We start from the raw sequence: 21380 nt of genomic DNA, 5'->3' as shown, positions 1-21380 counted from the left end.
GTGCTTGACGATTGAGTTCGCCCCTACAGAATCAGCGCCTCAGAACGTCGGCGGCGTGATTACCCAGAGAATCAGCGCATCCTTCTCGCCAGGATTGCCGTAGCGGTGCGGCTCCTGGCTGGAGAAGCTGAAACTGTCGCCTTCCTGCAGGCGGAAGTGGCGCTCGCCGACCCATAGCTCGAACTCGCCGCTCAACACGTAGCCGGCTTCCTCGCCCTCGTGGCTGTAGCTCTCTTCACTGTAGGTACCGGGGGGAAAGCGTGAGTGGAGCATCTCCAACTGGCGCAGTGGCTGCGGGCTGAGCAACTCGTCAGTAATGCCGTCTTCGTAGTGCAGGCTGGTGCGGGCGTTGCGGCGCACCACGTAGCCACGGTCGGCTTCGCTGGTGGGGGCTTCGCTGGCGAAGAACCACTGGATGGTTACGCCCAGGCTACGGGCGATATTGAACAGTGCCGGGATCGAGGGATACGCCAGGTTGCGTTCCAACTGGCTGATATAGCCGGCAGTGAGCTTGCTCTGCTCGGCCAGCTCACTGAGAGTCATGCCCCGGCGTTTGCGCAGCGCGCGGATGCGCGTGCCGAGGAATTGGCTCTCGGCGTTGGCGTTCGGCGATGGCAGGCTGGGGCTCATGGTTCCCTCCATGGGGCACGGGATCGCGGCATTGTATGGCAGCGGTGATCGCCGGCGACACTCAGATATCCCAGGCCAGCTTCAATCCCTCGTAAATGGCTTCTTCGACGGTGCGTGGGGCCAGGCAGTCGCCGATTCGGCGGAACTCCACCAGGCCTTCCAGTTCGCTGCCCAGATCATCCACCGGTTCATGCCCCTGGCAGAGCACCAGGGTGTCCACTTCCTCGAACAGCATCGGCTCGCCGCAGGTGGCGTGCATCATGTACACCGTGCTGTCGTCGCAACCGTAGAGGCGAGAATAGGGCGTGATCGGTATGCCCAGCTTGTGCAGCTCGCCGGCCATCTGGTCGCGCACATAGAGCGGCAGGCTCTCGCCACAGTGAGGGCCGTTCACCGCCAGGCGCACCTGATGGCCATTGCGCGCCAGGCGCTCGGCGATGCCGGGGGCAATCCAGTCCCCGCGCCAGTCGGTCACCAGCACCGAACGACCCAGCTGCACTTCGTCGCGCAGGACCTGCCAGGCGTCCACCACCTGCAGCTCGCCGCCGCGCTCGAATGCTGGCCAATAGGGTCTGGCGCCGGTGGCGAGGATCACCAGGTCGGGACGTTCGCGCTCCACCAGGGCGCGGTCGACGCGGACGTTGCGTTGCACCTGAACGTCGGCCAGTGCCATCTCCCGTTGCAGGTTGGTGGCTGCTCCGCCGAACTCCGCCCGCCGGGGCAGCAGCTGGGCCAGCAGGACCTGGCCGCCGAGTTGGCTCCCGGCTTCATACAGCGTTACCTCGTGGCCGCGTTGGGCGGCCACTGCGGCCGCCTTCATTCCGGCGGGGCCGCCGCCCACCACCATCACACGCTTGCGCACGCTGGCCGGCTTGGGCGCGTCGTAGGTGAGTTCACGGCCGGTTTCCGGGTGCTGGATGCAGGAGATGGGGTAGCCGCGGTGGAAGTGGCCGATGCAGGCCTGGTTGCAGGCAATGCAGGCGCGAACGTCATCGCTGCGGCCGGCGGCGGCCTTGTTTGGCATCTGCGGGTCGCAGATCAGCGCGCGGGTCATGCCGCAGACGTCGGCCTGCTCGCGAGCAAGTATGGCTTCCGCTTCCTGGGGCTGGTTGATTCGCCCCGTGACGAATAGCGGGATGTCCAGGCGTGCCTTGAAGCTTCCCGCCGTGGGCGCCAGGTAAGCGGCTTCGATCGCCATGGGCGGCACGATGTGGATGGCGCCGCCGAAAGAAGCCGAAGTACCGGCGACCAGGTGCACATAATCGAGCTGCCCCTGCAGCGCAAGCACGGCGGCCAGGGATTCATCTTCGGTCAGGCCTTCCGGGTCACGTTCGTCGGCGGAGATGCGCAGGCCGACGATGAAGTCTTCGCTGCAGTTGGCGCGCACGGCCTGGATCGTTTCGCGGAGGAATCGCAGGCGGGCGTCCAGATCCCCGTTGTAGCCGTCCTCGCGGCGATTTACCCGGGGGTTCAGGAATTGCGCTGGCAGATAGCCATGGCTGGCGACTATTTCCACGCCGTCGAGTCCGGCCTCGTACAGACGGCGGGCGGCGGCACCGTAGCCGGCGACTATCTCGTCGATCATCGGCTGGTCCAGGGCTCGTGGCATTACCCGGAAGCGCTCGTTGGGCGAGGCCGAGGCGGACCAGGCCACTGCCAGCAGGCCGTCGCCGGACTCCATAATCTCCCGGCCCGGGTGGAAGACCTGGGACAACACCACGGTGCCTTCGGCATGGCAGGCCTCGGCCAGGCGGCGGTAGCCCTCGATGCAGGCATCGTCGGTGGCCATCAGTACGTGGGAGGTGTAACGCGCGCTGTCGTGCACCCCGGCCACCTGCAGCACGATCAGGCCAACGCCGCCCTTGGCTCGGGCGCGGTGGTAGGCGACGAGTTGGTCGTTGACCAGGTTGTCGGCAGGCATCGAAGTGTCGTGTCCGCTGGACATGATGCGGTTCTTCAGGCGTTTGCCGCGGATTTCCAGGGGCTCGAAGAGGTGCGGGAAGGTGGCGCTGGACATGGAGGCTCCTGAGGACCTGATGGCCCGACTCGTTCTCGTTGCGCCATGAAAATTTACTATCAGTAAAAAATCAACTCGTTTATTTACTTGTCGCGTTGGGCTCAATCCGAGATAGCAGGGTTGCCTGACGGCAGGCGGTGGTACTCACAAGGGGGGGCTTCGCGTCAGCGCACGGAATGAAAAAGCCCGGCTGTGATGCCGGGCTTCTTGGTATTGCAGCAGGACTCAGTACTCCGGGTCGCCGCGCAGGCTCGCTTCTGCCGCTTTGGCCAGATCGGGCGGGAGGAAGTCCTTGTCCGGGTCGTAGTCCGGCTTGAGGAAACTGGCCAGGGCTTCCAGGTCGCCCGGACTGAGAGTGCCGGCGGCCTGCTTCAGGCGCAGGTTGTCGAGAATGTAGTCGTAGCGGGCGTTGTTGTAGTCGCGCACGGAGCTGTACAGCTGACGCTGGGCGTCGAGCACGTCGACGATGTTGCGGGTACCCACCTGGTAGCCGATTTCGGTGGCTTCCAGGGCGCTCTGGTTGGAGATGATCGACTGCTTGCGTGCCTTCACCTGTTCGACGTCGGTGTTCACCGCGCGGTGGAAGTTGCGAGTGTTCTGCACCACGGTGCGGCGCAGGCTTTCGCGTTGCTGCTCGGTCTGATTCAGGCGCTGGTAGGACTCGCGCACCTGAGAACTGGTCAGGCCACCGCTGTAGATCGGAATGTTCAGCTGCAGGCCAATGCTGCGCTGTTCGACGTCGCCACTGAATTGCTGGGTGCTGCCGGGCGAGTTGCTGAAGCCCAGGCTGTCATTGTCACCTTTCTGGTAGCTGGCTACCGCGTCCAGGGTCGGTGCATGGCCGGCCTTGCGCTGACGCAGGGTTTCTTCGGCGGCATCGACGGCGTAGTTGGCGGCCTGGAGGTTGAGGTTCTGCTGGGCTGCGGTGTCGACCCAGGCCTTGGCGTCGTTGGGCGCAGGCACCACGACCGGAAGGGTGTGGAGGATGCCCTCGAGCGAGGCGTACTCGCGGTTGGTCAGGGTCACCACGGCCTGGAAGGCGTCTTCCACGTTGCGTTCGGCGATTATCCGGTTGGCGCGGGACGTGTCATAACCGGCCTGGGCTTCCAGTACGTCGGTCTTGTCCGAGAGGCCGACGTCGAAACGTTCGTTGGCCTGGTCGAGCTGGCGCTTGAACGCCGCTTCCTCGGCCTTGGTCGAGGCCAGGTTGTCCTGGGCGCGCAGCACGGCGAAGTAGGTTTCGGCGGTCTGCAGGATCAGGTTCTGCTGGGTAGCGGAGAAGTCCAGGGAGGCCTGTTCGGTGCTGGACTCGGCGGCCTTCAGCTGGAACCAGCGGTCTGCACGGAAGATCGGTTGGCTCAGGGTCGCCTGGTAGGCGAGGCCGCTGCGCGAGGAGGTGCTGGAAGGGTCGTCCAGCTTGGTCCGGGTGTCGTCGGCTGTGGCGCCGCCGTTTATCTGCGGCAGCAGGCCGGAACGAGCCTGGGGTACGGCTTCGCGTTGCGCTTCGTAGTTGGCACGAGCGGCGGCGAGGTCGGCATTGTTGTCGACGGCGTCCTTGTAGACGGTCACGAGGTCCGTCTTGGCTGACAGGGGGGCATCTACGGCTGAGGCGGTTCCGGCAAATGCGGATGCCACGGCGATGGCCAGCGAGAGTCTGCGCAGCATGATCAATCCTGGATTCTGATGTGTCGGGCAAGGCTACGGGGCCGCTGGAGGCGGGTCAAGACGCCCCACCGGCGGCCGAAGTGTAGTTTGCGGCAAGCTATGTTGCCTGCTTGCAACAATCGATTGCGATTGAACGCGTTGCGTCACTTCACGACGTGCTGGTCATATTATTCTGACCGCCGGGTTGGTTTTATCCGTCAGGCTTGTTTAGACTGCGCGAGTTCTTGTCGGGGTGCCTCGAATCGGAGGCTGAGATCGGAGAGTTCCGGATCCCGTTGAACCTGATCAGGTTAAGGCCTGCGTAGGGAACAAGATGTGCCTCCCCATCCCGTACTCCGGGAGGCTCCTCTCGGCACCAGTCCTGGTGCACTCTGCCTTCAGGTTCGCTCCGACATCTTTCCCAGGAGCCAGCCGATGACCGCAAAACAACAAAAGAACCTGAGCGAAAGCGCCCAGGTCGACGAGCAATCCATCCAGCCTTTCCCCCGTTCGCAGAAAGTCTATGTGCAGGGCTCCCGCCCGGATATCCGCGTGCCCATGCGCGAGATCAGCCTGGACGTGACGCCGACTGCCTTTGGCGGCGAGATCAATGCCCCGGTTACCGTTTATGACACCTCGGGCCCTTACACCGACCCGAGCGTCACCATCGATGTGCGCGAGGGTTTGGCCGATGTGCGTTCGTCGTGGATCGACGATCGCGGCGACACCGAGCGCCTGCCCGGCCTGACCTCCGAATTTGGCCAGCGTCGCCTGGCGGATGCCGAGCTGTCGGCGATGCGCTTCGCCCACGTGCGCAACCCGCGCCGGGCCAAGGCAGGTCGCAACGTCACTCAGATGCACTACGCGAAGCAGGGCATCATCACGCCCGAAATGGAATACGTCGCCATCCGCGAGAATATGAAGCTGGCCGAGGCGCGTGCCGCTGGCTTGCTGAAGGATCAGCATCCGGGGCAAAGCTTCGGTGCCAGCATCCCGAACGAAATCACCCCCGAGTTCGTCCGCGAGGAGATCGCTCGCGGTCGCGCCATCATCCCGGCCAACATCAACCATGTGGAGCTGGAGCCGATGATCATCGGCCGCAACTTCCTGGTGAAGATCAACGGCAACATCGGCAACTCGGCCCTGGGTTCCTCCATCGAGGAGGAAGTGGCCAAGCTGACCTGGGGTATTCGTTGGGGCTCGGACACCGTGATGGACCTGTCCACCGGCAAGCACATCCATGAAACCCGCGAGTGGATCATCCGCAACTCGCCGGTACCCATCGGCACCGTGCCGGTCTACCAGGCGCTGGAAAAAGTCGGCGGTATCGCCGAGGACCTGACCTGGGAGCTGTTCCGCGACACCCTGATCGAGCAGGCCGAGCAAGGCGTGGACTACTTCACCATCCACGCCGGCGTGTTGCTGCGCTACGTGCCGCTGACCGCCAAACGCGTCACCGGCATCGTCTCCCGTGGCGGCTCGATCATGGCCAAGTGGTGCCTGGCCCACCACAAGGAGAATTTCCTCTACACCCACTTCGAGGAAATCTGCGAAATCATGAAGGCCTACGACGTCAGCTTCTCGCTGGGCGATGGCCTGCGTCCGGGTTCCATCGCCGACGCTAACGATGCCGCGCAATTTGGCGAGCTGGAAACCCTCGGCGAGCTGACCAAGATCGCCTGGAAGCACGATGTGCAAACCATGATCGAAGGTCCCGGTCACGTGCCGATGCACCTGATCAAGGAGAACATGGACAAGCAGCTGGAGTGCTGCGACGAGGCGCCGTTCTACACCCTCGGCCCGCTGACCACTGACATTGCGCCCGGCTACGACCACATCACTTCCGGCATCGGTGCCGCGATGATCGGCTGGTTCGGTTGCGCCATGCTTTGCTACGTGACCCCCAAGGAACACCTGGGCCTGCCGAACAAGGATGACGTGAAGACCGGCATCATCACCTACAAGATCGCAGCCCATGCCGCCGACCTTGCCAAGGGCCATCCGGGTGCGCAGATCCGCGACAACGCGCTGTCCAAGGCACGCTTCGAGTTCCGCTGGGAAGACCAGTTCAACCTTGGCCTTGACCCGGATACCGCGCGTGCCTTCCACGACGAGACCCTGCCGAAGGACTCGGCCAAGGTGGCGCACTTCTGCTCCATGTGCGGGCCGAAGTTCTGCTCCATGAAGATCACCCAGGAAGTCCGCGACTACGCCAAGGAAAACGGCCTGACCGACGAGCAGAAGGCCATCGAGGCCGGTTTCGCCGAGCAGTCCGGACGCTTCAAGGAAGAGGGTTCGGTGATCTACAAGCAGGTGTAACGGCCTGCCATGTGACCCTGGGCAGGCGCTGACCTGTCACACCCAAGCTGGAAGCCGGGCCTCGTGCCCGGCTTTCCGGTTTGTGGATAACTCGATAACTACAGTCCAAGCGGGGCACCTGCCAACGTGAACACCCCCTCCAGCTACTCGCCGTCCATTCCGGTCGCCTTCGACCAGCGCGTTCTCGGCACGCGTGATCTGTTTTCTCTCTGGTTCTCCCTCGGCCTCGGCCTGATGGTGCTGCAGACCGGTGCGCTGCTGGCGCCGGGTCTGGGTACCAGCGACGCGCTGCTGGCGATCCTCCTCGGTACGGGTGTCGGGGTGCTGCTACTGGGTTCGGCGGCGATGATCGGTAGCGACACGGGCCTGGCTGCCATGGCATCGATGAAGCTCAGCTTGGGTTCGACGGGTGCAACCCTGCCGGCCTTGCTCAACCTGCTGCAACTGGTCGGTTGGGGAGCCTTCGAAATCATCGTCATGCGTGACGCCGCCGGGCTGCTGGTGGCTCGCGGCCTGGGCGAAGACAGCCTGTGGGCCTCGCCGATACTCTGGACCCTGGTGTTCGGTGCCTTGGCCACCTTGCTGGCGGTAGCCGGCCCGCTGGCCTTCGTGCGGCGCATCCTGCGGCGCTGGGGCATCTGGCTGCTGCTGGGCGCCTGCGTCTGGCTGACCTGGGACCTGCTGAATCGTGCCGATTTCACGGCCCTGATGGCGCGCGCCGGCGACGGTTCAATGAGCTTCGCCCTGGGTTTCGACATTGCCATCGCCATGCCGTTGTCCTGGTTGCCGCTGATCGCTGACTACTCGCGCTTCGGCCGTCGCGGCGGTGGCGTATTCGTGGGTTCCGCGCTGGGCTTCTTCATCGGCTGCCTGTGGCTGATGGGCCTGGGCGTGGCCTACACCCTGGCCTTCGCCGAGGGCAGTGATGCCAACGCCTTGCTCCTGGCCCTGGCTGGCGCCGGCATGGGAATCCCACTGCTGCTGATCCTGTTGGACGAGTCGGAAAAGGCCTTCGCCGACATCCACTCGGCGGCGGTATCCAGCGGCATTCTGCTACCGCTCAAGGTGGAGCAACTAGCCCTGGCCATCGGCGTTCTTTGCACGCTGATCGCCTGGTTCGCACCGCTGGCCGAGTACCAGAACTTCCTACTGCTGATCGGCTCGGTGTTCGCGCCGTTGTTCGGTGTGGTGCTGGTGGATCACTTCATCCTGCGTCGTCGTCGTGCCGAGCTTGCACCGCGTGTGGCGCTCCGTTGGGACACGCTGCTGGCCTGGGGCTGTGGCGTCGCGATCTATCACCTGTTGGCCTATCGCTGGCCGGAACTGGGTGCAACCCTGCCAGCGTTGCTGGCGGCCGGCGGGTTGCAGTGGGTACTGGGGCGCTTCAACCGCGTCCGGGGAAATACTGGGGCTTCAGTATTCCGTTGAGTTGCGGATAGGGGATACGGATCTCCGGATGACCGCTGGAGTAGGGCGCGATGCTGTAGACGTCGTACTTGAGTAGCACGGCGCCAAAGCCCAGGCCCACGTTGGCAGTGCGTTCGAACGGCCAGGTCTTGATGAAATCGGGATCCTGGTCGAGCTTGTTGGCTGCGAGCCAGCGGCGGTGGGCCTGCTCCGCGACCTTCCAGAAGGCGTCCTCCTGGCCGGGGAGCAGCATGTCGCCCAGGCTCAGCGGCTTCTCCAGCTTGCGGTCGTAATTGATGAATCCGCGCCCCGGCATGCCGTGGGCACCGCCGGTAAAGAGGTAGCTGGATAGCTCCACCAGCACCAGTTTGTCGTGCTGCTCCAGCACCTTGGCCTGCAGGTAGCTGCTCCAGCCCGGGTCGGCGCTGGCGAGGAAATCCTTCTCGTAGGATTCGAGCGAAGCCGGTAATGGAGCCCCCGGGCTGTCTTGGGTCATCTGCAGCAGGCGCTGGTTGATTAGCGCGTTGAGCTGCGGTTCGCCTTCGAAAGTGATGGTGTCGATGTTCACCAGCGGGCAAGTCTCGCCCTGGCAGCCGGGTTTCAGGTGTTCCCAGGCGTGGCGCTGCGGCTCCAGCTTGTCGCTGCCACCGGGCAGCATCTGGCAGGCGCTGAGCAGGACGCCAAGGCTGGCGGCGGCGAGGAATCTGGCAAGGGGCATCGGTTTCATCGTCGGGGCTTGTTCCGGGAAAGTGCAGGCTTCGACTGCCACGCCGGCCATGAGTTCGTGCTTGCGGGGCAGCCTTTCGCCGCGCATCTTCCCAGCCTGCGCCCCATCTGCAAAGAGGCTGCAGCCCATGCGGCCAAGGGGTAGGATGCGCGGATCAAAGCCTTCCGCAATCAATGAGAGCTTCCCATGGCCGAAACTTTCAAACCGGGCCCCGACGCCGTCGAGGTGGTCGAACGAGAAACCTGTTTCCAGGGTTTCTACCGCCTGGACCGTCTGAGTCTGCGTCATCGGTTGTTCTCCGGCGCCATGGGCCCGGTCATCCATCGGGAACTCTTCGTCCGCCATGATGCTGTCTGCGTGCTGCCCTATGATCCGCAGCGGGATGAGGTCGTGCTGATCGAACAGTTCCGTGTCGGCGCCTATGGCAAGAGCGAGAGCCCCTGGCTGCTGGAACTGGTGGCCGGGCTGATCGACAAGGACGAAGAGCCGGAGGATGTCGCCCGTCGGGAAGCCATCGAAGAAGCTGATCTGCAATTGACTTCGCTATGGCCGATCACCACCTACTATCCTTCACCAGGGGGCTCCAATGAGCGTGTGCATTTGTTCCTCGGGCGATGCGAAAGCAGCGGCGCAGGGGGGGTGCACGGGCTGGCGGAGGAGGGCGAAGACATCCGCGTGCACGTGCTGCCGCTGGAAGACGCCCTCGCCTTGATGCGCGAAGGGCGGCTGGACAACGCCGCAAGCATGCTGGCCCTGCAGTGGCTGGCGCTGAACCGTACTGAAGTCAGGGGGTTGTGGACGTGAATCTGTTGCGCGATCGCTACCGGGTCGATCTCGTCGGGCTGCAAGCAGCCTGCGAGGCGAACTACGCGCGTCTGATGCGTCTGCTCCCGCAGATGCGTGAGGTGCGCGGTTCCCGTCGCGTCGCGTTGAGCCAGGGTGAGCGCCTGCTCGGTGTGCTGGCCCTGGAAGTGGTCGAAGCCTGTCCTTACACCACCACGCTGCAAGTGCGTCAGGAGCACAGCCTGCCCTGGTTGCCGTCGCCGCAACTGGAGGTGCGGGTCTACCATGACGCGCGCATGGCGGAAGTGGTCGGTGCCGAGAATGCACGGCGTTTTCGTAGCGTGTATGCCTATCCCAATGCCGATATGCACCAGCCCGACGAGAAGAGCCAACTCAACCTGTTCCTCGGAGAATGGCTGAGTCATTGCCTGGCTTGTGGCCACGAGCTGGAACCGGTAGTCCTCTAGGTTCGATTCGAATTTGGCTGGCGACTTGTCGGCCACTGCGATCCACAGCCGCTAACTGTGAACCATTCCCGCTTCGCGGGTTTACCCGTTGTGCGCGCAGCAACCATAATCCGAACACCTCGCCCAAGGAGAAGGCCTTGCCCAATCCATTCCCTCTTGCCGCTGACGAGTCGGTGCTGCTGGTGCAGCTCTCCGACAGCCACCTGTTCGCTGAAGCGAACGGCAAGCTGCTGGGCATGGAGACCCGCGACAGTTTGCAGCGGGTGATTGAACAGGTCCTGCAGGAGCAGCCGAGTATCGATCTGGTGCTGGCCACGGGCGACCTGTCCCAGGACGGTTCGGCGGCGTCCTACCAAGCGTTCCACGAGCTGGTAGCGAACATCCCTGCGCCGGCCCGCTGGTTCCCCGGCAACCATGACGAAGTCCCGGTGATGCAGCAGGTTTGTGATGGAACCTCGGCGCTGGAACCCATCGTCGACTTCCCCCACTGGCGCCTCGTGCTGATGGATTCCACCATCGCCGGCGCCGTGCCCGGACATTTCCCCGCCGAGCAGCTGGAACTGCTGGAAAGCGCCCTCGAAGGTGCCGGCGAGCGTCATGTGCTGGTCAGTTTTCACCATCATCCGGTACCTATCGGTTGCGCCTGGATGGACCCTATCGGCGTGCGCAACGCCGAGAGCCTGTTCGCCGTGCTGGATCGTTATCCACAGGTGCGGGCGCTGCTCTGGGGCCACGTCCACCAGGAGTTCGACCAACTGCGCAATGGCGTGCGCCTGCTGGCGTCACCGTCCACCTGCGTGCAGTTCGCGCCGGGCAGCGAGGACTTCTGCGTCGGCAACGAGGCACCGGGGTATCGCTGGTTGCGCCTGATGCGCGACGGCAGTGTCGAAACCGGGGTTTCGCGGGTCACCGGAATCACCTTCGAAGTGGATTACAGCGTCAAGGGTTATTGACCTTCGCGCCGTGGCACGGCAAGAAGTACAACTTTCCCCCGACCTGCCAGGAAGCCGCGTGTCCAGCTCGCAACCCAGCCTTCTCTATATCCACGGATTCAACAGTTCGCCGTCTTCGTTCAAGGCGCGCCAGCTCTGCATGCTCATGCAACGCCTCGGGCTGGCCGGGCAACTGCAGGTACCCAGCCTGCACCACCACCCGCGCCAGGCCATTGGCCAGCTCGAGGCCGCCATTGCCGAGCTGGGGCGCCCGGTGCTGGTCGGCAGCTCCTTGGGCGGCTACTATGCGACCCACTTGGCCGAGCGCCACGGCCTGAAGGCCGTGCTGATCAACCCGGCGGTAGCCCCGCATCGGTTGTTCGAAGACCGGCTTGGTCCACAGAAGAACTATTACAGCGACGAAACCTGGGAGCTGACGCTGGAGCACGTGATGGCACTGGCCGAACTGGAAGTGCCGCCACCACAGGATCCGGCCCGCTACCAGGTGTGGTTGCAGACGGCCGACGAAACCCTCGACTACCGCCAGGCGGAGCGCTACTACCGAGCCTGCGCCTTGCGCATCGAGGCTGGCGGCGACCACGGTTTCCAGAACTTCCCTGCCCATCTGCCCGCCTTGCTGGCCTTTGCCGGCTTTCCCGCGCAGCTGTGGCGTGACATCGACTTTTCCGACCTCTGACTGAAAGGGAATCCATGGCTACTTACAACGCGGATGCCATCGAAGTCCTCTCCGGCCTCGACCCGGTGCGCAAGCGACCGGGCATGTACACCGACACCACTCGCCCCAACCATCTGGCCCAGGAAGTCATCGACAACAGCGTGGACGAGGCCCTGGCCGGCCACGCCAAGAGCGTGCAGGTAATCCTCCACGAGGACAATTCCCTGCAGGTGATCGACGACGGTCGCGGCATGCCGGTGGATATCCACCCCGAAGAAGGGGTGCCCGGCGTCGAGCTGATCCTCACCAAGCTGCATGCCGGCGGCAAGTTCTCCAACAAGAACTACCAGTTCTCCGGTGGTCTCCACGGTGTCGGTATCTCGGTGGTGAACGCCCTTTCGACCCGCGTCGAAGTGCGCGTCAAGCGCGAGGGCAACGAGTACATGATGACCTTCGCCGATGGCTTCAAGGCCAGCGAGCTGGAGGTCGTGGGCAGTGTCGGCAAACGCAACACCGGCACCAGCGTGCACTTCTGGCCGGATGCCAAGTATTTCGACTCCCACAAGTTCTCCGTCAGCCGCCTCAAGCATGTGCTCAAGGCCAAGGCAGTGCTCTGCCCGGGGTTGTCGGTCACCTTCGAAGACAAAGCCAGCGGTGAGCGTGTCGAGTGGCACTACGAAGATGGCCTGCGTTCCTACCTGGAGGATGCCGTCAGCGAGTTCGAACGGCTGCCGAGCGAGCCGTTCTGCGGCAGCCTGGCCGGAAACAAGGAGGCAGTGGACTGGGCGCTGCTATGGCTACCCGAGGGCGGCGATAGCGTTCAGGAAAGCTACGTCAACCTGATCCCGACTGCCCAGGGCGGTACCCATGTCAACGGATTGCGCCAGGGCCTGCTGGATGCCATGCGCGAGTTCTGCGAGTTCCGCAATCTGTTGCCGCGTGGGGTCAAGCTGGCGCCGGAGGACGTCTGGGAGCGCATCGCTTTCGTCCTCTCGATGAAGATGCAAGAACCGCAGTTCTCCGGCCAGACCAAGGAGCGCCTGTCTTCCCGCGAGGCGGCCGCTTTCGTTTCCGGCGTGGTCAAGGATGCCTTCAGCCTCTGGCTCAATGCTCACCCGGAGCTGGGCATGCAATTGGCCGAACTGGCCATCAGCAATGCCGGCCGTCGTCTGAAAGCGAGCAAGAAGGTCGAACGCAAGCGCATCACCCAAGGCCCGGCGCTTCCGGGCAAGCTGGCGGATTGCGCCGGTCAGGACCCGATGCGCTCCGAGCTTTTCCTGGTGGAGGGTGACTCCGCCGGCGGATCGGCCAAGCAGGCGCGGGACAAAGAATTCCAGGCGATCATGCCGTTGCGCGGCAAGATCCTGAACACCTGGGAAGTGGACGGCGGTGAAGTGCTGGCCTCCCAGGAGGTCCATGATATCGCCGTCGCCATCGGCGTCGATCCCGGTGCTGCGGACCTGAGCCAGCTGCGTTATGGCAAGGTCTGCATCCTCGCCGACGCCGACTCCGATGGTCTGCACATCGCCACCCTGCTGTGCGCCTTGTTCGTCCGTCACTTCCGCCCACTGGTCGAGGCCGGGCACGTCTACGTGGCCATGCCACCCCTTTACCGCATCGACCTGGGCAAGGAGATCTACTACGCCCTGGACGAAGCTGAGCGTGACGGCATCCTCGACCGCCTGGTGGCCGAGAAGAAGCGTGGCAAGCCTCAGGTCACCCGATTCAAGGGCCTGGGCGAGATGAACCCGCCGCAGCTGCGCGAGACCACCATGGACCCGAACACCCGCCGCCTGGTCCAGCTGACCCTGGAAGACACCGAAGGCACGGTGGAAATCATGGACATGCTACTGGCGAAGAAGCGCGCCAGTGACCGCAAGTCCTGGCTGGAATCCAAGGGCAACCTGGCCGAGGTCATGGTGTGAGGGGAGCCCTGATTCTCCTTGGCCTGCTGTCCTGCGCACCACTCTGGGCCGCTGACGACCCGGAACAATTGCGTCTGGCTGCCGAGTACCCGGTGGAGGGCATGCCCCAGGGCAACCTCTCCGGGCTGGCGCGCTGTGGCAATGAGCTGCTGGCTGTGTCCGACCGTGTCGACCACCAGCTGTACCGGCTCAAGCCCATTGGCGGCGTGCTCCAGGCCGAGGCCGAAATTTTCCATGCACCGCCGGCACCGCCGAGCAGCCTGCCCTGGGGCGTGCGTGCGCGCTCCTGGGCCATCAGCATGGTGAGGGGCAACGAGCTGGATTTTGAAGGCATCAGTTGCGATGCCGCCGGTAACCGCTACCTGGTGAGCGAGACCCATGCGGCGGTACTACAAGTGCCCGTGGCCGGAGAACCCAACTGGCTGCTGCTGCCGGACAACCTGGTCCGCCAGGCCCGCGCCAGTGGCATGCTACTGCACTTCAACGCCCTGCTGGAGGGGATCGCTGTCGATCCCAAGGGCGAGCGGCTCTGGCTCGCCGCCGAGCGCGAGCGCCGTGGTTTGATGGTCCTGCACAAACAACAATCCACTTGGCGCTGCACCGGCGGCTGCGTGATCTTCAGCGAAGCCGGTACTGAACGTCCGCCAGCACCTATTGGCAGCGAACAGCAGATGCCGCGCGACTTTTCCGACGTGGCCTTCCATGAAGAGAAACTCTTTACCCTAGAGCGTCTGGCGCACCAGATTTGCCGGCGCAAGCCGAGCAATGGCGAGGTCGAGCGCTGCTGGTCCTTCGCCGAGGAAGCCCTGGCCGACACCCGCCGCTACGGTGTGCCCTTCGGTGTGTCCGAAGGCCTGTGGATAGATGTCGAAGGCGCCTGGGTCGGCCTCGATAACGGCGGCAAGATCCGCGCCGATGGTGAACGTCGTCCCATCGTCTGGCGCTTCACTGCGCCCAACGGCGGTTGGAGCGCGAAATGACCACGCAGACGCCGGGCAGACGTGCGGGAAGGGTCATGCTGGTGCTCGCCTGGGGCATCGGTCTTATCCTGGCCGCGCGTTTCTTCGGCATCTGGGAGGAGCGTCAGCACAACCCCAATCGCGAGCCTGCGTCGGTGCGCGGCGACGGCTACGTCGAAGTGCGGCTGGCGAGCAGTCGCCAGGGCCACTATCTGCTGAATGGCCGCATCGACGGCCAGGGCGTGACCTTCCTGCTCGACACTGGTGCTACCCAGGTGGCCGTGCCCGCCCGGCTGGCCGAGCGCCTCGGCCTGGCGCCCGGTGCGTCTGTCACCTTGAGTACCGCCAATGGCCGCGTCACCGGCCAGCGCACCCAGTTGCAGGAACTGCGCCTGGGTGACATCCGCCTGACCCAGGTGCCGGCGATCATTGTGCCGGGCATGGACGGCGATGAGGTGCTGCTCGGCATGAGCGCCCTCAAACAACTCGAATTCACCCAGCGCGACGGCACCCTGGTGCTGCGCCAAGTCACTTCTCCGTGAGGCACGCATGAGCGAATCCCTCGATCTGAGCCTGGAAGGCGTTGAGCGCCGCTCTCTGGCCGATTTCACCGAACAGGCCTACCTCAACTACTCCATGTACGTGATCATGGATCGCGCCCTGCCGCATATTGGCGACGGTCTGAAGCCCGTACAGCGCCGTATCATCTACGCCATGAGCGAGCTGGGCCTGGACGCCGACTCCAAGCACAAGAAGTCGGCGCGTACCGTCGGCGACGTGCTCGGCAAGTTCCACCCCCACGGCGATTCGGCCTGCTACGAAGCCATGGTGCTGATGGCCCAGCCTTTCAGCTATCGCTACACGCTGGTGGATGGCCAGGGGAACTGGGGTGCCCCGGACGATCCCAAGTCATTCGCTGCCATGCGTTACACCGAGGCGCGCTTGTCACGCTACTCGGAAGTGCTGCTGTCCGAACTCGGGCAGGGAACCGTGGACTGGGTGCCAAACTTCGACGGCACCCTGAACGAACCCGCCACCCTGCCGGCGCGCTTGCCGAACCTGCTGCTCAATGGCACCACCGGCATCGCCGTGGGCATGGCTACCGACGTGCCGCCGCACAACTTGCGGGAAGTGGCCGCCGCCTGCGTACGCCTGCTGGATGAGCCAAACGCTACGGTGGAGCAGCTCTGCGAACATATTCTCGGGCCTGACTTCCCTACTGAAGCCGAGGTGATCACGCCCCGTGCCGAACTGCTGAAGATCTACGAAACCGGTCGCGGTTCGGTGCGCATGCGTGCCGTATACCGAGTGGAAGACGGTGACATCGTGGTCACCGCGCTGCCGCACCAGGTCTCCGGATCCAAGGTGCTGGAGCAGATCGCCGGCCAGATGCAGGCCAAGAAGCTGCCCATGGTGGCCGACCTGCGTGACGAATCGGATCACGAGAACCCTACCCGCATTGTCATCATCCCGCGCTCCAACCGCGTGGACGCCGACGAGCTGATGCAGCACCTGTTCGCCACCACCGATCTGGAGTCCAGCTACCGGGTCAACACAAACGTCATCGGTCTGGACGGCAAGCCCCAGGTCAAGGACCTGCGCACCTTGCTCAGTGAGTGGCTGACCTACCGCATCGGAACCGTGCGGCGGCGCCTGCAGTTCCGCCTGGACAAGGTGGAAAAGCGCCTGCACCTGTTGGACGGCTTGCTGATCGCTTTCCTCAACCTGGATGAAGTGATTCACATCATCCGTACCGAGGACCAGCCCAAGCCGGTATTGATGGAGCGCTTCAGCCTCACCGAGATCCAGGCCGACTACATCCTCGACACCCGTCTGCGTCAGCTGGCGCGACTGGAAGAGATGAAGATTCGCGGCGAGCAGGACGAGTTGCTGAAGGAGCAGAAGCGCCTGCTGGCCCTGCTGGGCAGCGACGCCAAGCTGAAGAAGCTGGTGCGTGACGAACTGATCGAGGACGCCGAGACCTACGGCGACGATCGTCGTTCACCCATTGTCGCTCGCGCTGAGGCGCGCGCCCTGTCGGAAACCGAGCTGATGCCTACCGAGCCGGTGACCGTGGTGTTGTCCGAGAAGGGCTGGGTACGCTGCGCCAAGGGGCACGATATCGATGCCACCGGGCTGTCCTACAAGGCCGGAGATGGCTTCAAGGCCGCTGCGCCGGGTCGTTCGAACCAGTACGCGGTGTTCATCGATTCCACGGGGCGCAGTTACTCGCTGGCGGCTCACTCGTTGCCTTCGGCCCGTGGCCAGGGCGAGCCGCTCACCGGCCGATTGACGCCACCGCCGGGGGCCAGTTTCGAGTGTGTGTTGCTGCCTGAGGACGACGCCACGTACGTCATCGCTTCGGACGCTGGCTACGGTTTCGTGGTCAAGGGTGCGGACCTCCAGGCCAAGAACAAGGCAGGCAAGACGCTGCTCAGCCTGCCCAACGGTGCCAAGGTGGTGCCGCCGCGGCCGGTGCAGAGCGTCGAAGAAGACTGGCTGGCGGCGGTGACCACCGAAGGTCGCCTGCTGCTGTTCAAGGTTGCCGATCTTCCGCAGCTGGCCAAGGGCAAGGGCAACAAAATCATCGGCATCCCCGGCGATCGCGTGGCCAGCCGTGAGGAGTACCTCACCGATCTGGCGGTGCTGCCGGCTGGTGCAACCCTGGTTTTGCAGGCTGGCAAGCGCACCTTGTCACTCAAGGCCGATGATCTGGAGCACTACAAGGGTGAGCGCGGCCGCCGTGGCAACAAGCTGCCGCGCGGCTTCCAGCGGGTCGATGCGCTGCAGGTGGAGCCGTTGGCCTGACGCAGGAGGCGGCGAATTGACGTGGGGCTCTGGAGTCCTGCGTCACATTGACGGATGATATGTCCCCTCGCCATTCCCAGATGGTGGTGAGGACGAATGAATTCGACTGCAGGCTGCCCAAAAGGCGGCCGTGGGTGAGATTGATGACCGTGCGTTTTCCCTTGGCTGTGATGCTGGTGGGCCTCCTGGGCCTCGCCGGCTGTGTGCATAGCCCCCCGATTCCAATGTTCCAACTCGATGCAGGCACCCCGGAGGTGCCGTCAAAAAAGGCTGGGATGCAGGTGCTGCTCGGTCCGGTGACCGTGGCTGACTACCTTCAGCGTGAAACCCTCCTGCAGCGCCAGACCGACGGCAGCCTGACCGCCGCCCCGGACGGCCGCTGGGCCGGCAGCCTGGCTGCGGACATCGATCAGGTGCTGCTGCGTCAGTTGTCCTGGCGCCTGGACAGCCAGCGCTTGGTGCTGGCTCCCGGCAATCCCGGCTTTACGCCCGAAGTTCAGGTGCTGCTGACCATCAGTCGCCTGGATTCTGGCCCCCAGCGCCCTGCTGTGCTGGAGGCGCAATGGCGCCTGCTGGACCGCGCCGGTCAGCTGCGTGACAGCCGCCTGGTGCGCCTGGAGGAGCCGCATGTCGGTACCGCAGCCGATCAGGTACGGGCCCAGAGCCAACTGCTGCAGCAACTGGCTGCGCAATTGGCCGCTGCGGTCAAGCCGCTGGAAGGTCAGCCGGTCGCCGTTGAGGCCCCGCGCAAACCGGCTGCTCCCGCTGCTCGGGCAAAAGCCAAAGAGGCCCAGCCGCCAAAGATCCCCATGGCGGCGCCCGTGCGCACCGACGTGGAAGTCTTCCGCTTCTGATCGCCGGATGTTGAAAGAAGCCCGCAACATGCGGGCTTCTTTTTGCCTGCGCGTCGAGGCTCTCCGCGGCCGCCCAACTCTGGCAGCAGATATGCGGTCCCGTATCGTGGCGGCACGTGCAGCGCGCCCCAGCAAGGCGTGCAGTCTGGAATCGATACATCGGGCGCCGCGTTGCCCAGCCGCGTCAGTCCCAGCCGCCCTGGTAATTGCCCTTTGAGGGGGCTCAATCGTCAGGCGGTACGATTCGAACGGACACAAAAAAGCCCGCATTCGCGGGCTTTCTGGTCGTTCGGGTGTTCAGTGCGCCCGGGCTTCGTGCATGCGTGCCAATTGGCGCTCCAGCAGCGAAGGATAGGGTTCCAACAGACGCTCGACGCAGCAGGCACCTTCCGGGCTGGTGATGGAGCGGATGCGGGCACGCTGGCGGACCAGGTCGTCCTCGGCGACGGCGCGTTCCACCAGCAGCAAGTTGCGGCTGTGCTGGCTCAGCGCCAGCGCGCTCTGGGTGGTGTCGTTGAGCAGCAGATCGCCCTGGCCGAGGCCGGACAAATCGTCACCCAGAGTCAGGCCCAGTTGCAGTTGCAGGGTGATGCCACTGTCGGCAACTTCAATCTGCAGGGCATGTCCCAGGGCCCGCAGCAGCTCGCCGCAGCACAGCGCGTGGGTCAGGTAATCCTCGCCGCCGTCCTGGCTGTGGAAGAGCATCAGGCTGCTGCCGTCATTCAGGGTCAGCAACTGGCCGTGGTATAGGCGGGAGGCCTGGTCGAGGCAGTCGCGATAGCGTTGCAACAAATCCATCAGGCGCGCGCGTGGCAGGCGACGCAGTTGGTCCTGGGCGCCCAACTGAATGGCCAGGACGGCACTGTTATGCCGTTCATCCGGGGCAGCCGGCTCGGGTGCAGGGGCGGGCTCGGCCATTTCCTCGCGCAGATCGGCGAAAGGGTCCTCCTCGTCCGGGGTGAACAGCTCGCTTGGGGATTCGTCTTCGCCGTCGAAGCTGTCATCGCGTAGGTCGCGGATCTCGAAGTGCTCCTGGTCGTCCTGCTCGTCCTCCAGGTAGTCCTCGTCGACCTCGGCGTAGTCTTCCTCCGGGATGGGTTCCGGCTTCTCCGGCACCAGGCGAGCCTGCAGTTGGCGAGCCAGGTCGCCGATCTCGTCCTGGCGACCGGCGCCTGGGGCAGGGTCATCCGGGTCGCGCAGCCAGACGCGCAGTTGCAACAGGGGCGTCGAGATGTGCCGGCCGAGACGCAGGCTCAGCGACAGGGTCAGGGCCAGCAGGATCAGGCTGAGCAGCCCCATGCTCTGCAGGCTGATGGTCATTGGCTGCTGGAATTGCTCCATATCCAGGCTCAGGCGCAGATGGCCGGCAATGACTTCCTGGAAAGTAATGGGGGTGGAGTACAGGCCCTCGGTCTCACCCAGCAGGCCCTGTTTGGGCCGCGAGCCAGCTTCGGCAAGGATGCGGTTGTCCACGCTGTAGATCGCCGCGTGGGCCACCAGCGGGTTCTTCACCAGATTGTTGAGCAGCACGTTGAGGCTGAGGATGTCGTTGGACACCAGCAGCTCGGTGGCCGAGGCCGCGGTCTGCGCGGTCAGGCTCTGGCCCAGGGCATCGGCTTGCTGTTGCATGGCCTGCTTGAATTGCATGCCCATGACCCAGGCGTAGATCACCAGGGCCAGGGCCACCAGCAACAGGCTGTGGCTGGCAATGCGCAAGGCAATTGGCACGCGCCGCTGGCGCAGGGCGTGGAAGATCAGCAGGAAGAAATTGTCGGGTTTGACAGGCGTGGGCCGGTTCACAGAGCGCGGCTCTTCTCGGACGAAATTGTGGCGCAGTATAGCGAGCGCCCCTTGCAGGGCAAAGCGCCGGGCATGCTGCGGGGGCTGTGAAAGTGGGTAGAATGTGCGCCTTTTCATGCGTTGAGTGAGGTGCGCCTTGCGCGAGATTGTCCTGATCAACATCACGGGCGAGGATCGTCCCGGTCTGACGGCGGCTATTACCGGAGCGCTGGCCCAGGGCGGTGTGAACATCCTGGATATCGGCCAGGCGGTGATTCACGACACGCTGTCGTTCGGCATCCTGGTGGAAATTCCGGATAACGCCGAAGCCTCGGCTGTGCTCAAGGACGTGCTGTTCACAGCCTACAAGCTGGATCAGCAGGTGCGCTTTACCCCGGTGCCCGAGGCGGACTACCAGCAGTGGGTGGACGGCCAGGGCAAGAGCCGTTACATCGTCACCCTGCTGACCCGCAAGGTGACCGCCGAGCAGTTGCAGCGGGTGAGCTCCATCACTGCCAAGTACGGCCTCAATATCGACCACATTGACCGTCTGTCGGGCCGCATGCGCCTGGATACTCCCGCCGACCAAAGCAAGGGCTGCATCGAGTTTTCCGTGCGCGGCGAGCCGGCGGATCCGGTGGCCCTGCGTGCCGAGTTCCTCAGCGTGGCTCAGGAGTTGAATGTCGACATTGCCTTCCAGCGTGATTCGCTGTTCCGTCGCAACCGTCGCCTGGCGGTGTTCGACATGGACTCGACGCTGATCGAGGCCGAAGTGATCGACGAACTGGCCAAAGCTGCCGGTGTGGGCGACCAGGTTGCCGAGATCACCGAGCGTGCGATGCGCGGCGAGCTGGACTTCCGTGCCAGCTTCAAGGAGCGTCTGGGGCTACTCAAGGGATTGTCCGAGGACGTGCTGGAAGAGATCGGCGCCTCCCTGCGACTCACTGAGGGGGCGGAAACCCTGTTCGCCGAGCTCAAGCGCCTGGGTTACAAGACCGCCATCCTCTCTGGTGGCTTCAGCTACTTTGCCAAGCAACTGCAGGCCAAGTTGGGCATCGACTATGTATTCGCCAACGAGCTGCAGATCGTCGACGGCAAGCTGACCGGTGTCGCTATCGAGCCCATCGTCGACGCCCAGCGCAAGGCCGACCTGCTGCGCGAACTGGCGGAGAAAGAGGGCCTGCGCCTGGAGCAGACCATTGCTGTCGGCGATGGTGCGAATGACCTGCCGATGCTCGGTCTGGCTGGGCTGGGCGTGGCCTTCCGCGCGAAGCCGCTGGTCAAGCAATCGGCCAAGCAGGCCATTTCCACGCTGGGCCTGGATGGCATCCTCTACCTGCTGGGTTTCCGCGACCGCGACGGCAGGGACTGAATGTCGCGCCGGGAATGAAAAAGCCGCCTTCGGGCGGCTTTTTCATGGGCTTCAAGGTAGTGGCTGGCCTTGGTCCGGCAG

Annotated in this window: 17 protein-coding genes and 1 riboswitch; of the genes, 12 read left to right on the top strand and 5 right to left on the bottom strand. The window is 64.2% G+C overall.

Features of this window, described 5'->3' with window-relative positions:
- Positions 1–39 precede the first annotated feature (39 nt).
- From E8F20_RS17870 to E8F20_RS17860, 3 genes are all read right to left on the bottom strand, one after another.
- The gene (locus E8F20_RS17870) at positions 40–630 is read right to left on the bottom strand and encodes a cupin domain-containing protein (protein WP_280284917.1); all 591 of its coding nucleotides are present in this window, start codon (positions 628–630) and stop codon (positions 40–42) included.
- A gap of 61 nt (positions 631–691) precedes the next feature.
- Positions 692–2647 carry an FAD-dependent oxidoreductase gene (locus E8F20_RS17865; protein WP_280284916.1) on the bottom strand — a complete coding sequence of 652 codons (1956 nt, stop codon included), beginning with the start codon at positions 2645–2647 and terminating at the stop codon, positions 692–694.
- Positions 2648–2872: 225 nt separating this feature from the next.
- Entirely contained in the window at positions 2873–4312 is a 1440-nt protein-coding gene (locus tag E8F20_RS17860) for a TolC family outer membrane protein (RefSeq protein ID WP_280284915.1), read from the bottom strand.
- 218 nt (positions 4313–4530) lie between these two features.
- Positions 4531–4637: riboswitch (TPP riboswitch) on the top strand.
- A gap of 89 nt (positions 4638–4726) precedes the next feature.
- On the opposite strand from E8F20_RS17860, the gene thiC reads away from it, so the two are divergent.
- Both thiC and cytX read left to right on the top strand, forming a co-directional pair.
- Entirely contained in the window at positions 4727–6610 is a 1884-nt protein-coding gene (thiC, locus tag E8F20_RS17855) for a phosphomethylpyrimidine synthase ThiC (RefSeq protein ID WP_280284914.1), read from the top strand.
- Between the two features lie 126 nt (positions 6611–6736).
- Complete coding sequence (cytX, locus tag E8F20_RS17850) at positions 6737–8038, top strand: putative hydroxymethylpyrimidine transporter CytX (RefSeq protein WP_280284913.1); 1302 nt, start codon at positions 6737–6739, stop codon at positions 8036–8038.
- On the opposite strand, the gene E8F20_RS17845 is transcribed toward cytX, so the two are convergent.
- The gene (locus E8F20_RS17845; RefSeq protein WP_280284912.1) at positions 7995–8735 is read right to left on the bottom strand and encodes a DUF3298 domain-containing protein; all 741 of its coding nucleotides are present in this window, start codon (positions 8733–8735) and stop codon (positions 7995–7997) included. The genes cytX and E8F20_RS17845 overlap by 44 nt on opposite strands.
- A 195-nt stretch (positions 8736–8930) precedes the next feature.
- Here E8F20_RS17845 and E8F20_RS17840 point away from each other — a divergent pair, with 195 nt between their 5' ends.
- The 9 genes from E8F20_RS17840 (at position 8931) to E8F20_RS17800 (ending at position 18148) form a co-directional block, all read left to right on the top strand.
- The gene (locus E8F20_RS17840) at positions 8931–9548 is read left to right on the top strand and encodes an NUDIX domain-containing protein (RefSeq protein WP_028630626.1); all 618 of its coding nucleotides are present in this window, start codon (positions 8931–8933) and stop codon (positions 9546–9548) included.
- Positions 9539–9994 carry a DUF1249 domain-containing protein gene (locus tag E8F20_RS17835; RefSeq protein ID WP_028630627.1) on the top strand — a complete coding sequence of 152 codons (456 nt, stop codon included), beginning with the start codon at positions 9539–9541 and terminating at the stop codon, positions 9992–9994. The genes E8F20_RS17840 and E8F20_RS17835 overlap by 10 nt, the downstream gene beginning before the upstream one ends.
- A 137-nt stretch (positions 9995–10131) precedes the next feature.
- Entirely contained in the window at positions 10132–10947 is an 816-nt protein-coding gene (cpdA, locus tag E8F20_RS17830) for a 3',5'-cyclic-AMP phosphodiesterase (protein WP_280284911.1), read from the top strand.
- Between the two features lie 58 nt (positions 10948–11005).
- The gene (locus E8F20_RS17825) at positions 11006–11623 is read left to right on the top strand and encodes a YqiA/YcfP family alpha/beta fold hydrolase (protein WP_280284910.1); all 618 of its coding nucleotides are present in this window, start codon (positions 11006–11008) and stop codon (positions 11621–11623) included.
- Positions 11624–11637: 14 nt separating this feature from the next.
- A complete protein-coding gene (gene parE / locus E8F20_RS17820) occupies positions 11638–13527 on the top strand; it encodes a DNA topoisomerase IV subunit B (RefSeq protein WP_280284909.1) in 1890 nt (629 codons plus the stop codon).
- On the top strand, positions 13524–14507 hold the full coding sequence (locus E8F20_RS17815) for an esterase-like activity of phytase family protein (RefSeq protein WP_280284908.1): 984 nt from the start codon (positions 13524–13526) through the stop codon (positions 14505–14507). The genes parE and E8F20_RS17815 overlap by 4 nt, the downstream gene beginning before the upstream one ends.
- Entirely contained in the window at positions 14504–15028 is a 525-nt protein-coding gene (locus tag E8F20_RS17810) for a TIGR02281 family clan AA aspartic protease (protein ID WP_280284907.1), read from the top strand. Before E8F20_RS17815 ends, E8F20_RS17810 begins: the two co-directional genes overlap by 4 nt.
- Before the next feature lie 7 nt (positions 15029–15035).
- Positions 15036–17294 carry a DNA topoisomerase IV subunit A gene (parC, locus tag E8F20_RS17805; RefSeq protein ID WP_280284906.1) on the top strand — a complete coding sequence of 753 codons (2259 nt, stop codon included), beginning with the start codon at positions 15036–15038 and terminating at the stop codon, positions 17292–17294.
- Positions 17295–17434: 140 nt separating this feature from the next.
- Positions 17435–18148, top strand: a complete 714-nt coding sequence (locus tag E8F20_RS17800) for a PqiC family protein (protein ID WP_280285012.1) — start codon at positions 17435–17437, stop codon at positions 18146–18148.
- Between the two features lie 297 nt (positions 18149–18445).
- Here E8F20_RS17800 and E8F20_RS17795 read toward each other — a convergent pair whose 3' ends face one another.
- Positions 18446–19948, bottom strand: a complete 1503-nt coding sequence (locus tag E8F20_RS17795; RefSeq protein WP_280284904.1) for an AhpA/YtjB family protein — start codon at positions 19946–19948, stop codon at positions 18446–18448.
- 136 nt (positions 19949–20084) lie between these two features.
- Between E8F20_RS17795 and serB the strand changes: the two genes are divergently transcribed.
- Entirely contained in the window at positions 20085–21299 is a 1215-nt protein-coding gene (gene serB / locus E8F20_RS17790; protein ID WP_280284903.1) for a phosphoserine phosphatase SerB, read from the top strand.
- Positions 21300–21380: the final 81 nt, after the last annotated feature.

This window comes from Pseudomonas sp. BN415 (assembly GCF_029871195.1).
Classification (GTDB): Bacteria; Pseudomonadota; Gammaproteobacteria; order Pseudomonadales; family Pseudomonadaceae; genus Metapseudomonas; species Metapseudomonas resinovorans.
Note: the sequence above shows the minus strand (reverse complement) of the source record. Positions and strands in the feature narration are given on the sequence as shown.